Source organism: Micromonospora fulviviridis (assembly GCF_014648395.1).
In the GTDB taxonomy this organism is placed as follows: Bacteria; Actinomycetota; Actinomycetes; order Mycobacteriales; family Micromonosporaceae; genus Micromonospora; species Micromonospora fulviviridis.
Window position 1 is genome coordinate 23050 of the sequence record NZ_BMRA01000003.1, and the last position, 14391, is coordinate 37440.

The following is a 14391-nucleotide window of genomic DNA, read 5'->3' on the forward strand; positions in this document are numbered from 1 at the left end:
GACGCCGGTTCCGGGCCGGGGAGGTGTTACCGTGGAATCCCGTGGATCGCGTGATCACTTGGCTGATCGGCACGGCGGTTCGCACGACCGCTACGGACGACACGGGAGCAGGCCTTGGCCCCTTCAGCACGGACGACCAGGCATATTTTCGTCACCGGGGGCGTCGCCTCCTCGCTGGGTAAGGGCCTCACCGCCTCCAGCCTCGGCAACCTGCTCAGCGCGCGCGGGCTGCGCGTGGTGATGCAGAAGCTCGACCCGTACCTCAACGTCGACCCCGGGACGATGAACCCGTTCCAGCACGGCGAGGTCTTCGTCACCGAGGACGGCGCCGAGACCGACCTCGACGTCGGCCACTACGAGCGGTTCCTCGACCGGGACCTCTCCGGCAAGGCGAACGTCACCACCGGGCAGATCTACTCGGCGGTGATCGCCAAGGAGCGGCGCGGCGAGTACCTGGGCGACACCGTCCAGGTCATCCCGCACATCACCAACGAGATCAAGGCGCGGATCCTCGGCATGGCCGACCCGGACGCCGACGGCCAGGTCCCCGACGTGGTGATCACCGAGGTCGGCGGCACGGTCGGCGACATCGAGTCGCTGCCGTTCCTGGAGGCGATCCGCCAGGTCCGGCACGACCTGGGCCGGGACAACTGCTTCTACCTGCACGTGTCGCTGGTGCCCTACCTGGCGCCGTCCGGTGAGCTGAAGACGAAGCCGACCCAGCACTCGGTGGCCCAGCTGCGCAGCATCGGCATCCAGCCGGACGCCCTCGTGCTGCGCTGCGACCGGGAGATCCCGGACAAGGTCAAGGAGAAGCTCTCGCTCTACTGCGACGTCGACCGGGAGGCGGTCACCGCCGCCCCGGACGCGCCGAGCATCTACGACATCCCCAAGGTGCTGCACCGCGAGGGCCTCGACGCGTACGTGGTGCGCCGGCTCGGCCTCTCCTTCCGGGACGTGGACTGGACCCGCTGGGACGACCTGCTCGACCGGGTGCACCAGCCGCGCCACACGGTGACCGTGGCGCTGGTCGGCAAGTACGTCGACCTGCCCGACGCGTACCTGTCGGTGAGCGAGGCGATCCGGGCGGCCGGCTTCGGCCACCGGGCCCGGGTGCAGCTGCGCTGGGTGCCCAGCGACGACTGCGTCACCCCGGCCGGCGCGGCGGCCGCCCTGGCCGGCGTCGACGGCATCGTGATCCCCGGCGGCTTCGGCGTCCGCGGCATCGAGGGCAAGATCGGCACCGCCCGGTACGCCCGGGAGAACGGCGTCCCGCTGCTCGGCCTCTGCCTCGGCCTGCAGTGCATGACCATCGAGGTGGCCCGCCACCTGGCCGGCCTGGACGGGGCGAACTCGCTGGAGTTCGACGAGGAGGCCACCCACCCGGTCATCGCCACCATGGCCGACCAGGAGGACATCGTCGCCGGCAAGGGCGACCTGGGCGGCACCATGCGGCTCGGCGCGTACCCGGCGAAGCTGGCCGAGGGCTCGCTGGTCGCCGAGGCGTACGGCAGCACCGAGGTCAGCGAGCGGCACCGGCACCGGTACGAGGTGAACAACGCCTACCGCGACCAGCTCACCAAGGCCGGCCTGTCCATCTCCGGCACGTCGCCGGACGGCCGGCTCGTCGAGTTCGTCGAGCTGGACCGGAACCTGCACCCGTTCTTCGTGGCCACGCAGGCTCACCCGGAGCTGAAGAGCCGGCCCACCCGGCCGCACCCGCTCTTCGCCGCGTTCGTGAAGGCGGCCGTGGCGTACTCCGAGGCCGACCAGCTCCCGGTCGACCTGGACGCCCCGGCGGACGCCGCCGCGGCGAAGAAGGCGGGCCGCAACGGCGGCGCCGCCGCGAAGGCGGCGTCCGCGTCGTGAGCGGGGTCGAGCACCGGTACGAGGTGACCGGGCGCCGGGAGATCTGGTCGGGCCGGATCTTCTCGGTGGTCAGCGACGACGTGACCATGCCCGGCGGGGGCACGGCCACCCGCGACTACGTGACCCACGTCGGCGCGGTGGCCGTGGTGGCGCTCGACGACGCCGGCCAGGTGGTGCTCATCCGGCAGTACCGGCACCCGGTGGGCCGGCACCTGTGGGAGCTGCCGGCCGGGCTGATGGACGTCCGGGGCGAGGACCTGGCCGCCGCGGCGGCCCGGGAGCTGGCCGAGGAGGCCGACCTGACCGCCGGCAGCATGGACGTGCTCGTCGACCTGCACAGCTCGCCCGGGTTCAGCAACGAGGTGGTCCGGGTCTTCCTGGCCCGCGACCTCGCCGACGTGCCCGCCGCGCAGCGCCACGACCGGCGCGACGAGGAGGCCGATCTCCAGGTGGTGCGGGTCGACCTCGACGAGGCGGTCGGGATGGTCCTCGCCGGCGAGATCACCAACGCCTCCTGCGTGGCCGGGCTGCTCGCCGCCGCCCGCGCCCGGGAGACCGGCTTCGCCGAGCTGCGCCGCGCGGAGGCGCCGCTGCCCCGCTAGCCGGGAGGGACGACGAAGGGGCCGCGCGGTGCGTACACCGCGCGGCCCCTTTCCGCTGTGCCGACGCTCAGTCGCGCAGCGGGCGGCCCTGCCCGTCAACGCCACCGTTGACGAGGATCAGGATGCCGTCGATGGTGCCCCACAGGGCGCCGGCGCCGCAGGTCACGACGCTCACCACGAGCTGGAGCACGCCAGTCTTGGTGTCGCCCATGTAGAAGCGCCCGGCACCGAAGAAGCCGAGCAGGATGCCCAGGATGCCCGCGACGACCTTGCTCTTGTCCGAGACGCCCTGCGGGTACTGCTGGTAAGGAGGAGTGGTCATGAGCGGACACCTTAGTGATCGACTGCCGTCCTGTCCGCACCGGCGCCCCGACGGTGGGAAGATATTTACCGAACATTGTCCTGACGGCTGAGGCGGTCTCCACCGCCCAGCCCGGTCGATGCCTGACACACCGTCAGCACGACCGGGCACCGGATGTCACTGTGTTGGCCTCCGTGGGGTTCCCACGCGCCTAGACTGCCGCCGGCGGGACCGGTGGACCGCGTCGGCAAAGGGGCCGTCGCGGCGCCGCGCAGTCGGGGGTGAGCTGCCCCGGAGGAAGGTGTCTGCATCGTGAAGGTCGGAATCCCACGCGAGGTCAAGAACCACGAGTACCGCGTGGCGATCACGCCCGCGGGCGTCAACGAGTTCACCCGCCACGGCCACGAGGTCTTCGTCGAGTCCGGCGCGGGCGAGGGCTCCAGCATCACCGACGACGAGTTCGCCGCTGCCGGCGCGAAGATCCTGGCCACCGCCGACGAGGTCTGGGACACCGCCGAGCTGGTGCTCAAGGTCAAGGAGCCGATCGCCGAGGAGTACCACCGGATGCGCGAGGGGCAGGTGCTCTTCACCTACCTGCACCTGGCCGCCTCGAAGGAGTGCACCGACGCGCTGCTGGACCGGAAGGTCACCGGCATCGCCTACGAGACCGTCGAGCTGCCCGACCGCTCGCTGCCGCTGCTCGCCCCGATGTCCGAGGTGGCCGGCCGGCTCGCCCCGCAGGTGGGCGCCTTCTACATGATGCGCACCGGCGGGGGCCGGGGCGTGCTGCCCGGCGGCGTCTCCGGCGTGTACGCGGCCAAGACCGTGGTCATCGGCGCCGGCGTCTCCGGCCTGAACGCCGCCGCCATCGCGCTGGGCCTCCAGTCCGAGGTGCTGCTGCTGGACAAGAACGTCGCCCGGCTGCGCCAGGCCGACGCCATCTACCGGGGCCACCTGCAGACCGTGGCCTCCAACGCGTACGAGATCGAGCGGGCCGTGCTCGACGCCGACCTGGTCATCGGCGCGGTGCTGGTGCCCGGCGCGAAGGCCCCGAAGCTCATCTCCAACGAGCTGGTCTCCCGGATGAAGCCGGGCAGCGTGCTCGTCGACATCGCCATCGACCAGGGCGGCTGCTTCGAGGACTCGCGTCCGACCACGCACGCCGACCCGGTCTACAAGGTGCACGACTCGATCTTCTACTGCGTGGCGAACATGCCCGGCGCGGTGCCGAACACCAGCACCTACGCGCTGACCAACGTCACGCTGCCGTACGCCCTCGAGCTGGCCAACCAGGGCTGGCGCGGGGCGCTGCGCAACGACCCGGCGCTCGCCCTCGGCCTGAACACCCACGCCGGCCAGGTCGTCTACGGCCCGGTCGCCGAGGCGCACGGCATGACCGCGCTGCCGCTGGCCGAGGTTCTGGCCTGAGGGGCACGGCCTGACCGCCACCGCGGACAGGGCCGGTGCGGGCGTCGAGCCCGCGCCGGCCCTGCGCCGTGCCGTCCGGGGCTACCTGGACCACCTCACCGTCGAGCGGGGACTGTCCACGAACACCCTCGCCTCGTACCGCCGGGACCTGGACCGCTACCTGTCCACTCTGGCCGCCGCCGGGGTTACCGACCTGGCCGCCGTCGGGCCCGCCCAGATCGAGGCGCACCTGGCCCGGCTGCGCGCCGGCGACGCCGACCACCCCCCGCTGGCCGTCTCCTCCGCCGCCCGTGCGGCCAGCGCCGTGCGCGGCCTGCACCGCTTCGCGCTGCGCGAGGGCACGGCCGCCGCCGACCCCAGCCGCGACGTCCGCCCGCCCACCCCGCCGCGCCGGCTGCCCCGGGCGTTGCCGGTCGACGCCGTGGTCCGGCTGCTGGAGACCGCCGGCCCGGTCGCCGCCACCGGCGAGACCGCGCCCCGCGCGCTGCGCGACCGGGCGCTCCTGGAATTCCTGTACGGCACCGGCGCGCGCATCTCCGAGGCGGTCGGCGCGGTCGTGGACGACCTCGACCTCGACGCCGGGACCGTGCTGCTGCACGGCAAGGGCGGCAAGACCCGGCTCGTGCCGGTCGGCGGGTACGCGGCCGAGGCGCTGCGCGCCTGGCTGGTCCGGGGCCGCCCGGCGCTGCTCGCCGCCGGCCGGGGCACCCCGGCGCTCTTCGTCAACGCCCGGGGCGGCCCGCTCACCCGGCAGGGCGCGTGGACCGTGCTGCGCGCCGCGGCCGGACGGGCCGGCCTGTCGGTCGACGGGCCCGACGCGGTCTCCCCGCACACCCTGCGCCACTCGTACGCCACCCACCTGCTCGACGGCGGGGCCGACGTGCGGGTGGTGCAGGAACTGCTCGGCCACGCCTCGGTGACCACCACCCAGGTGTACACGTTGGTCACCGTGGAACGGCTGCGGGAGGTCTACGCGACCGCCCACCCGCGCGCCCACGGGTGAGCGCGAGGAGTGAGCCGGGGTTGCGAGCCCCGCAGTCGCGAACGAAACAGCGTCCCGGTTGACCGCCGTCCCGACACGCCGACCCGCTACCGAACGCGCTGCTGGCGCGTGGCGTACAGTCGGCTTCGGCGCGGGCCTCCAGGGGTGACGGACCGGGGGTGCGCAGCGGCGCCGCGAGGGACGTCGGACGGCTCCGACGCCGGGTGGTCGTCGGGAGGGGGCAACGAGGACATGGCAGGAAACGGTGACCGTGCCGAGACCTGGACGTCGGAGCTCCGTGAGCAGCAGGCGACGCTCGGTGCCGACCTCGGCCCCGCCGACCCGGCCGCGTACACCATGCGCAAGCCGATCCCGGAGCCGATGCCGACCGACCGGCACGGCCCCGCGCGGATCATCGCGATGGCCAACCAGAAGGGTGGCGTCGGCAAGACCACGACCACCATCAACCTGGGCGCCGCGCTCGCCGAGTACGGCCGCAAGGTGCTGCTGGTCGACTTCGACCCGCAGGGCGCCCTCTCCGTCGGCCTCGGCGTCAACCCGCACAACCTCGACCTGTCGGTCTACAACCTGCTCATGCAGGACGACGTCACCGCCGAGGACGTCCTGATCAAGACCGACGTGGCCGGGCTGCACCTGCTGCCCGCCAACATCGACCTCTCGGCCGCCGAGATCCAGCTGGTCAACGAGGTCGCCCGCGAGATGGCCCTGGCCCGGGTGCTCCGCACGATCCGCAAGGAGTACGACTTCATCCTGATCGACTGCCAGCCCTCGCTGGGCCTGCTGGCGATCAACGCGCTGACCGTGGCGCACGGTGTGCTCATCCCGCTGGAGTGCGAGTTCTTCAGCCTGCGCGGTGTCGCGCTGCTGCTGGACACCATCGACAAGGTGCGTGAGCGGCTCAACTTCGACCTGGAACTCGAAGGCATCCTCGCCACGATGTACGACAGCCGCACCACCCACTGCCGCCAGGTGCTCCAGCGGGTGGTGGAGGCGTTCGGCGACAAGGTCTACCAGACGGTGATCACCAAGACCGTGAAGTTCCCCGAGTCGACGGTGGCCGGCGCCCCGATCACCACCCTCGACCCGGCCTCCTCCGGCGCGCGCAACTACCGCCAGCTCGCCCGCGAGGTGATCGCCGCCCAGGCGGAGCGGTAGGCCGCCCGCCAGGTGTCCGGGTCGTGGACTACGGTTTGCCGGTGACCGCACCGCCCCTCGACCCGCCGCACGGCGCCGCCGATCCGGTGGCCGCCGCCGAGCTGGCCGCCGAGGTCGACGGCGTGGTGCCCGCCGACCCGGCCACCGTCGAGGAGACCAGCGGCTTCACCGTCCGGCTGGACAACTTCACCGGCCCGTTCGACCTGCTGCTCCAGCTCATCAGCAAGCACAAGCTGGACGTCACCGAGGTGGCCCTGCACAAGGTCACCGACGAGTTCATCGCGTACCTCCGGGCCATGGGCGACCAGTGGGACCTGGACGAGACCAGCGAGTTCCTGCTCGTCGCCGCCACGCTGCTGGACCTGAAGGCGGCCCGGCTGCTGCCCGCCGCCGAGGTGGAGGACGAGGAGGACCTGGCCCTGCTGGAGGCCCGGGACCTGCTCTTCGCCCGGCTGTTGCAGTACAAGGCGTACAAGGAGGCGGCGGCGCACATCGCCGAGCTGGAGTCGGTCGGCGGGCGGCGCTACCCCCGCGCGGTCACCCTGGAACCCCGGTACGCCGAGGCCCTGCCCGACCTGGTGCTCGGCATCGGCCCGGAGCGGCTGCTCAAGCTCGCGCTCAAGGCGATGACCCCGAAGCCGGTGCCCGAGGTGTCCATCGCGCACGTGCACATGGTCCGGGTCAGCGTCCGGGAGCACGCGGAGATCATCTCCGAGCGGCTGCGCCGCGCCGGCACCGCCAGCTTCTCGCTGCTCTGCGCCGACTGCGAGATCACCCTGGAGGTGGTGGCCCGCTTCCTGGCGCTGCTGGAGCTCTACCGGCAGGGGCTGGTCGCCTTCGTCCAGGAGCAGGCGCTGGAGGAGTTGACCGTGCGCTGGACCGGCTCCGCCGACGGCGCCACCGAGCTGACCATCGACGAGTACGCCGGCTCCCCGGAGGTCACCCCGCCCACGCCTCGGGCGAACGAGGGAACGGCCGCGGCGGCGGGCGAGGCCGCGCCGGCACAGGGCGGGGCGGCGGACGAGGCCGCGTTGACACAGGCCGCGGTGGCGGACGACGCCGCGCCGACACAGGAGTGACCCGATGAGCGACGAGGAACGCCGCGACTCGCTGGCCGACCAGGCCGCCGCCTGGATCCCCCCGTGGGAGCGCCCGACCCCGCCGAAGCCCACCGACAGCGAGACACCGGCCGAGCCTGAGCCGGCCGCCGGTGCCGAGCCAGAGATCTTGGACACTTACCGTTCGTCTCGAACGGAAACTCTCCAAGATCCGGTGGGGGAGAGCGCGGCGGAGCCGGCGGTCGAGCCGGAGGCGGCACCCGGAGCGGGGGAGCCCGCCCCCGGCGTCGACGAGGCGGTCGACCTCGACGCCCTGGCCGGGGCCGACTCCGGCGTCGGCGGGCCGGCTGGTCTTGCCGCCCCGTCCGGCGAGCCCGCAGACTCCGGTGTCGGCGGTCCGGCGGGCCGTGACACCTCGTCCGGCGAGCCGGAGGGGGAGGGTGGCGCGGACGGCGTACCCGGCAAGCGGGGACGGCGGCGCGCGGCGCCCGTGCCGGAGCCCGCGCCCGTGCTCGACGACGCCGAGCTGCGCGGCGCGCTGGAGGCCATCCTGCTGGTGGTGGACCAGCCGGTCAGCGAGCTGACCCTGGCCCAGGTCCTGGAGCAGTCCCCGGAGCGGATCGGCCCGATGCTCGACGAGATCGCGGCCGGCTACACGGCCGCCGGGCACGGCTTCGAGCTGCGCCGGGCCGCGGGTGGCTGGCGTCTCTACACCCGCCCGGAATACGCGACCTACGTCGAGCGGTTCGTGCTGGAGGGCCAGTCGGTGCGGCTGACCCAGGCCGCGCTGGAGACCCTCGCGGTGATCGCCTACAAGCAGCCCGTGACCCGGTCGCGGATCTCCGCCATCCGGGGTGTCAACTGCGACGGCGTGATCCGTACGCTGGTCTCCCGGGGCCTGGTCGAGGAGTGCGGCACCGAAGCGGACAGCGGGGCCTTCCTCTACCGGACCACCACGATGTTCCTGGAGAAGCTGGGGCTGAACTCGGTGGACGACCTGCCGCCCCTGGCCCCTTTCCTCCCCGACGACGTAGAAGAGCTTGCCGATGCGACGCGATGACCGTGCCCCGAAGACCGACGCCCCCGTGTACGAGGGCGCCGAGCGCCTCCAGAAGGTGCTCGCCGCCGCGGGGGTGGGATCGCGGCGCGCCTGCGAGGACCTGATCTTCCGGCGCCGGGTCACCGTCAACGGCCGGGTCGCCCAGCTCGGCGACAAGGCGGACCCGGCGCACGACGTCATCCACGTCGACGGCGAGCGGCTCCAGGCCGACGTCCGCCTGGTCTACGTGGCCATGAACAAGCCGCGCGGGGTGGTCACCACCATGGCCGACGAGAAGGGCCGCACCGAGCTCGCCGACTTCATCGGCGCGCGGCTGGAGCAGCGGGTCTACCACGTCGGGCGGCTCGACGCCGACAGCGAGGGCCTGCTCCTGCTCACCAACGACGGCACCCTCGCCCACAAGCTCATGCACCCGTCGTACGAGGTGCTCAAGACCTACCTCGCCGAGGTGGCGGGGCCGATCCCGCGCAACCTGGGCAAGCAGCTGGTGGCCGGCGTCGAGCTGGAGGACGGGCCGGTGAAGGTCGACTCCTTCAAGGTGGTCGGCACACTGGGTAAAACCGCCCAGGTGGAGCTGACCCTGCACGAGGGGCGCAAGCACATCGTCCGGCGCCTGATGGCCGAGATGGGACACCCGGTGTCCCGGCTGATCCGTACCTCGATCGGTCCGATCAAGCTCGGCGACCTGCGCACCGGGCGGCTCCGGCGGCTGACCAACGCGGAGGTCGCCGCCCTGTTCAAGGCGGTTGGTGACTGACCCCGTCGATCGGGGTACGGCTCCCGGTAGGCTTCGACGCGGCCCGCGGGCCGGCGGGTGGCGTGGGACGCCCCCGGCGGCGTCCCGTGCGGCCGCCCCGCGCGGCGCGGGATGATTGACGACAGGACAACCGCTCAACGGCGCCGGAGACACCGGTGACCCGCGAGGTACGGGCTGAGGAGGACAACGGTGGAGGAAAACGTACGGGCCGGGCGCTGCGTGGTCGCTGTGGACGGGCCGTCCGGTTCGGGTAAGTCCACCGTGTCGCGGCGGCTCGCGGTCAGCCTCGGCGCCCGCTACCTCGACACCGGCGCCATGTACCGGGCGCTCACCTGGGCGGTGCTGCGCTCCGGGGTCGACCTGACCGACACCGAGTCGGTGGCCAAGGTCGCCGGCGAGGTCGACCTGCGCATCGGCACCGACCCCCAGGGGTACGGCGTGACCGCCGACGGCGTCGACGTCGCCAAGGCGATCCGCGGTCCCGAGGTGACCGGCGCCGTTTCCGCGGTGGCCGCCGTGGGCGCCGTCCGCGAGCTGCTGGTCGCCCGGCAGCGGCAGGTGATCGCCGACGCCGGCCGGATCGTGGTCGAGGGCCGCGACATCGGCTCGGTGGTGGCGCCCGACGCCGACCTGAAGGTCTACCTGACCGCCTCCGAGGCGGCCCGCGCCCAGCGGCGCAGCGCCGAGGACGCCGCCGACGTCGTGGCGACCGCCGCCGACCTGGCCCGCCGCGACAAGCTCGACTCGACCCGCAAGGTCAACCCGCTCCAGCAGGCCGCCGACGCGGTCGTGCTGGACACCACCGAGTTGGGCATCGACGAGGTCGTCGCCCGGCTGCGTGCGCTGCTCACCGAGCGGGGTGTCGCGTGAGCGAGGATTTCGGGGGCTGGGTCGAGCTGCGCGAGCCGGAGCTCGAGCCCGGTGAGCCGACCGGCCCGCAGCCGGTCGTGGCCGTGGTCGGCCGCCCCAACGTGGGCAAGTCCACACTGGTCAACCGCATCATCGGCCGCCGGCAGGCGGTCGTCGAGGACATCCCCGGCGTGACCCGGGACCGGGTGCCGTACGACGCGCAGTGGAACGGCCGGGCGTTCACCGTGGTGGACACCGGCGGCTGGGAGCCGGACGCGAAGGACCGCGCCGCGGCCATCGCCGCCCAGGCCGAGACGGCCGTGGTCACCGCCGACGTGGTGCTCTTCGTGGTCGACGCCGTGGTCGGCTCGACCGATGTGGACGAGGCCGCCGTGAAGATGCTGCGGCGCAGCGCCAAACCGGTGATCCTGGTGGCCAACAAGGCCGACAACACGGCCATCGAGATGGAGTCGACCGCGCTCTGGTCGCTCGGCCTCGGTGAGCCGTACCCGGTCTCCGCGCTGCACGGCCGCGGCTCCGGCGACCTGCTCGACGCCATCATGGAGGCGCTGCCCGAGGCGCCGAAGATCGTGGAGAACCGCCCGCGCGGCCCGCGCCGCGTCGCCCTGGTCGGTCGCCCCAACGTCGGCAAGTCCAGCCTGCTCAACCGCTTCTCCGGGGAGGAGCGGGCGGTGGTCGACGCCGTGGCCGGCACCACCGTCGACCCGGTCGACAGCCTGGCGGAGATCGGCGGCGAGACCTGGCAGCTGGTCGACACCGCCGGCCTGCGCAAGCGGGTCGGCAAGGCCAGCGGCACCGAGTACTACGCCAGCCTGCGCACCGCCTCGGCGATCGAGGCGGCCGAGGTGGCCGTGGTGCTGCTCGACTCCAGCGAGGTGATCAGCGAGCAGGACCAGCGGATCCTCACCATGGTGGTGGAGGCCGGCCGGGCCCTGGTGATCGCCTTCAACAAGTGGGACCTGGTCGACGGTGACCGCCGCTACTACCTCGACAAGGAGATCGACCGGGAGCTGCGCCGCATCCCCTGGGCGATCCGGTTGAACCTGTCGGCGAAGACCGGCCGGGCGGTCGACAAGCTGGCCCCGGCGCTGCGCAAGGCCCTGGCCAGCTGGGAGACCCGCATCCCGACCGCGCAGCTCAACCAGTGGCTCACCGCCCTGGTCCAGGCCACCCCGCACCCGGTGCGTGGCGGCCGCGCCCCGCGCATCCTCTTCGCCACCCAGGCCGGCGTGTCCCCGCCGCGCTTCGTGCTCTTCACGACCGGCCCGCTCGACGCCGGCTACCAGCGGTTCGTGGAGCGCAAGCTCCGCGAGGAGTTCGGCTTCGAGGGCACCCCGATCGACATCTCGGTCCGCCCCCGCAAGAAGCTCGGCCCGGGCGGCCGGGGCAAGGCACACGGCTGAGCCATCTGCGAAGAAGCCGCCGGGGTCCGATCCCCGGCGGCTTCTTTCCTAGGACGCTCTAGGGGGAGTGCGGCGCGGCACCCAGTGGGGCCTGTGCGCGGGGCTGAGGATCTTGCGCTAAGCTGTACCGGCTGCCGCGGGGAACGCCGCGCGGGGGCATCGGGACGTGGCGCAGTTTGGTAGCGCACTTGACTGGGGGTCAAGGGGTCGTCGGTTCGAATCCGGCCGTCCCGACGCAGGTGAGGGGCCATCTCGGAAGATCGGGACGGCCCCTTTGTCGTACCTGGGTGACGAACGGCGAGACGCCGGCGGCTGGCGGGTGTGGCTAGCCGGCCTGCCGCCGTGGCTCGCTGATGTTGATCCAGGGCCAGGTGTCTGCGGGGTCGATCGGCCCTGGCCGGTGTTCGGTCGATCGGTGGCACTCAGCCGGTGGTGGTTAGGTCCATCGTGGCGGCCAGCTCGGTCACCACGTCCGTTACGCGGCGCAGCGCGGGCGAGGGATTGTCGGCCAGCCAGATCATCTCGGTGGTGGCGATTTCCCCGGCCAACGGTACGAACACCACACCGGTACGGCGCAGGTTGTGCGCCGACCAGCCGAGCCGGGTGATCCCGAGACCGGCCGCGACCAGGCCGAGCAGCCCTTGAACGCTGGCGTCCCGGGCGACGATGTCGGGGGTGAACCCGGCGGCGCGGAAGTTTTCGTCGAACGTCTGGTGCCAAGGTTCCCAGGAGCTGCGCGGGGTCATGACCCACCGTTCGTCTGCCAGCTCGGACAGGGTCAGCTCGGTGCGGTCGGCGAGCGGATGCCCCTCGGGTAGGACGACGCACACCTGTTCGGTGGCGATGGTCCGTGCGGCCAGGCCCGGGACCTGTGGCGGTCGGGTGAACGCGAGGTCGTAACGGCCGCTGAGCACGCCTTCGACCAGCGGGGCGATGGTGGTCTCCTCGGTGATCAGCTCCAGGCCGGGGAGGCGGTCCCGGGCGGCCCGGACCACCGGCGGCAGCAGGTGGTTCGCGGTGGTGGCCAGGAACGCCAGGCGGAGCCGGCCCGTCTCGCCGCGCACGGCCCGCCGGACCACGGCAACGGCCTCGTCGGCGCGGTCCAGCACCGCGCGTGCCTCGGGCAGGAACAGTGCCCCGGTATCGGTAAGTCTGGTACCCCGGCTGTCCCGGTTGAACAGTTTCGCGCCGAGGATCCGTTCCAGCGCGTTGATCTGCTGGGAGAGCGACTGCTGCGTGATCATCAGCCGGCTGGCGGCCTGGGTGAAGCTCGACTCCTCGGCAACGGCGACGAAGTACCGGAGCTGCCGAAGATCAGGGGTCACAGGCCGAGACTACCGCCGTGGCAGGTAACCGGTGTTGGCCGCGCCGGACTGCCCGCCAGCAGCATTGTTCCTGTTCACGACGACACTTGACGGGAGCAGGAAGATGCAGGACAACACGCAGGGTCGGGTCTGGCTGATCACCGGCTGTTCCTCCGGCTTCGGCCGGGAACTGGCGCTGGCGGCGGTGGCCGCCGGTGACCGGGTAATGGCCACTGCTCGCCGGCCGGAGAGCCTGGCCGACCTGGCGGAGCAGGACCGGATCAGCACGACGGCGTTGGACGTCACCGATCCGGCCTCGATTGACGCCGCGGTACAGGTCACGCTGGCTCTCTACGGCCGGATCGACGTCCTGGTTAACAACGCCGGTTCGTTGGTCCTCGGCGCGGTGGAGGAGGTCACCATGGCAGAGCTGCGCCAGCAGATGGAGGTGGTCTTCTTCGGCGCGGCCGAGGTCACCAAGGCGGTCCTACCGCTGATGCGCGAGCAGGGCAGCGGGACCATCGTGCAGATGAGCTCCCTGGGGGGACAGAAGACGTACCCGGGATTTGGGGCCTACCACGCCGCCAAGTGGGCCCTCGAAGGGCTGTCCGAGACGCTGGCGACCGAGCTGGCGCCGCTGGGCGTACGGGTGCTGATCGTGGAACCAGGCGCGTTCCGCACCGAGTTCAACAACAACAAGTACGTCACCGAGCAGACGGCGGCGTACCAGGACACGGCCGGGGCGACCCGCCGCCTCACCCACGAGTTGTCGGGCGTGGAGCCGAACGACCCGGTGAAGGGTGCGGCGGCGATCCTGAAGGTCCTGGACAGTGACCGCCTGCCGTTGCGGCTCCTGCTCGGTGGTGACGCGGTGGACGGGCTGCGCGAGCACCACGAGGCGCTGCTGGCCGAGGTCGCCGCCTGGGAAGAGACCAGCCGCTCAACGGCGGTCGCCTGACCGGCATACGTGCACGCTGGTCGATTCGGGGTCTCGGCGCCAGCTGTCGACAGCAACGAGCCGGGCTGAGGGCAGGCAGCGCGACCGCTGACGGACGGTCCTCGGCTCCACCTGAAACTTGCCCGCAGGCTCCAAGAAACCTGTGCTCGTTATCCTAGATATCCTTGCCTGGCTCGGCTAAGGTAACTCTTGTTGACGACAGAGGTACGTAAAGACGCAGACGGACTGACCGACCGCGACGTCGCGACGGGCAGGGGAGTTATGCACGCCCTGAGCTGTATGACGGGGCGCCGCAGGTGGGGCCGAGGCACGTTCAGGGCTCCAGCTGACAGTTCGTCGCACGCGTGTGGGGCCACGAAGTTGCGTGGGGCTCCGACGCCGGCGGACAGTTCGGGCAGTGGAAGCAGAGGAAAGGGAGGGCCTTACACCGTTGGATCGCCCGCTACCGGTCCTCATGCGGGCCGGGCGGACACCGCAGTTTCCATCGAACGAGAGGTGGTCTCCGGTCACGCTTACGCGATCCTCGCACCCGAAGCCTGCACAGCTGGCTGGTGCGAAAAGGACAAGCCGACGCTCCTGTCGGTAGGTGGTGTTTCAGACCCCGTAACCCTGGGCCCCGGCGC

13 protein-coding genes and 1 tRNA gene are annotated in these 14391 nt (G+C 72.1%); 12 read left to right on the forward strand and 2 right to left on the reverse strand.

Translation table 11 applies throughout. The features are described 5' to 3' along the window. Positions 1-114: 114 nt before the first annotated feature. Together pyrG and IEY96_RS08670 are read left to right on the forward strand one after the other, a co-directional pair. Positions 115-1869, forward strand: a complete 1755-nt coding sequence (gene pyrG, locus IEY96_RS08665; protein WP_189194299.1) for a CTP synthase — start codon at positions 115-117, stop codon at positions 1867-1869. After that, complete coding sequence (locus IEY96_RS08670) at positions 1866-2471, forward strand: NUDIX domain-containing protein (RefSeq protein ID WP_189194300.1); 606 nt, start codon at positions 1866-1868, stop codon at positions 2469-2471. Before pyrG ends, IEY96_RS08670 begins: the two co-directional genes overlap by 4 nt. Before the next feature lie 67 nt (positions 2472-2538). On the opposite strand, the gene IEY96_RS08675 is transcribed toward IEY96_RS08670, so the two are convergent. Further along, positions 2539-2793 carry a TM2 domain-containing protein gene (locus IEY96_RS08675; RefSeq protein WP_091309479.1) on the reverse strand — a complete coding sequence of 85 codons (255 nt, stop codon included), beginning with the start codon at positions 2791-2793 and terminating at the stop codon, positions 2539-2541. 291 nt (positions 2794-3084) lie between these two features. On the opposite strand from IEY96_RS08675, the gene ald reads away from it, so the two are divergent. The 9 genes from ald (at position 3085) to IEY96_RS08720 (ending at position 11740) form a co-directional block, all read left to right on the forward strand. Then, positions 3085-4200, forward strand: coding sequence for an alanine dehydrogenase (gene ald / locus IEY96_RS08680; RefSeq protein ID WP_189194301.1), 1116 nt, complete (start codon positions 3085-3087; stop codon positions 4198-4200). Between the two features lie 10 nt (positions 4201-4210). Continuing rightward, a complete protein-coding gene (locus IEY96_RS08685) occupies positions 4211-5203 on the forward strand; it encodes a site-specific tyrosine recombinase XerD (RefSeq protein ID WP_229791526.1) in 993 nt (330 codons plus the stop codon). Positions 5204-5434: 231 nt separating this feature from the next. Then, the gene (locus IEY96_RS08690) at positions 5435-6358 is read left to right on the forward strand and encodes a ParA family protein (protein ID WP_091266519.1); all 924 of its coding nucleotides are present in this window, start codon (positions 5435-5437) and stop codon (positions 6356-6358) included. A gap of 41 nt (positions 6359-6399) precedes the next feature. After that, entirely contained in the window at positions 6400-7437 is a 1038-nt protein-coding gene (locus IEY96_RS08695) for a segregation and condensation protein A (protein ID WP_189194302.1), read from the forward strand. 4 nt (positions 7438-7441) lie between these two features. Further along, a complete protein-coding gene (gene scpB, locus IEY96_RS08700; RefSeq protein ID WP_189194303.1) occupies positions 7442-8476 on the forward strand; it encodes an SMC-Scp complex subunit ScpB in 1035 nt (344 codons plus the stop codon). Beyond that, positions 8463-9233, forward strand: a complete 771-nt coding sequence (locus IEY96_RS08705) for a pseudouridine synthase (RefSeq protein WP_189194304.1) — start codon at positions 8463-8465, stop codon at positions 9231-9233. The genes scpB and IEY96_RS08705 overlap by 14 nt, the downstream gene beginning before the upstream one ends. A 189-nt stretch (positions 9234-9422) precedes the next feature. Beyond that, the gene (cmk, locus tag IEY96_RS08710; protein WP_189194305.1) at positions 9423-10103 is read left to right on the forward strand and encodes a (d)CMP kinase; all 681 of its coding nucleotides are present in this window, start codon (positions 9423-9425) and stop codon (positions 10101-10103) included. Next, positions 10100-11506: a ribosome biogenesis GTPase Der gene (gene der / locus IEY96_RS08715; RefSeq protein ID WP_373293529.1), complete on the forward strand. Its 1407-nt coding sequence runs from the start codon at positions 10100-10102 to the stop codon at positions 11504-11506. The genes cmk and der overlap by 4 nt, the downstream gene beginning before the upstream one ends. Positions 11507-11666: 160 nt before the next feature. Continuing rightward, positions 11667-11740: transfer RNA gene (locus tag IEY96_RS08720), tRNA-Pro, on the forward strand. A gap of 188 nt (positions 11741-11928) precedes the next feature. Here IEY96_RS08720 and IEY96_RS08725 read toward each other — a convergent pair. Further along, the gene (locus IEY96_RS08725; protein WP_189194306.1) at positions 11929-12831 is read right to left on the reverse strand and encodes a LysR family transcriptional regulator; all 903 of its coding nucleotides are present in this window, start codon (positions 12829-12831) and stop codon (positions 11929-11931) included. Positions 12832-12934: 103 nt separating this feature from the next. Between IEY96_RS08725 and IEY96_RS08730 the strand changes: the two genes are divergently transcribed. Continuing rightward, a complete protein-coding gene (locus IEY96_RS08730) occupies positions 12935-13768 on the forward strand; it encodes an oxidoreductase (RefSeq protein WP_189194307.1) in 834 nt (277 codons plus the stop codon). Positions 13769-14391: the final 623 nt, after the last annotated feature.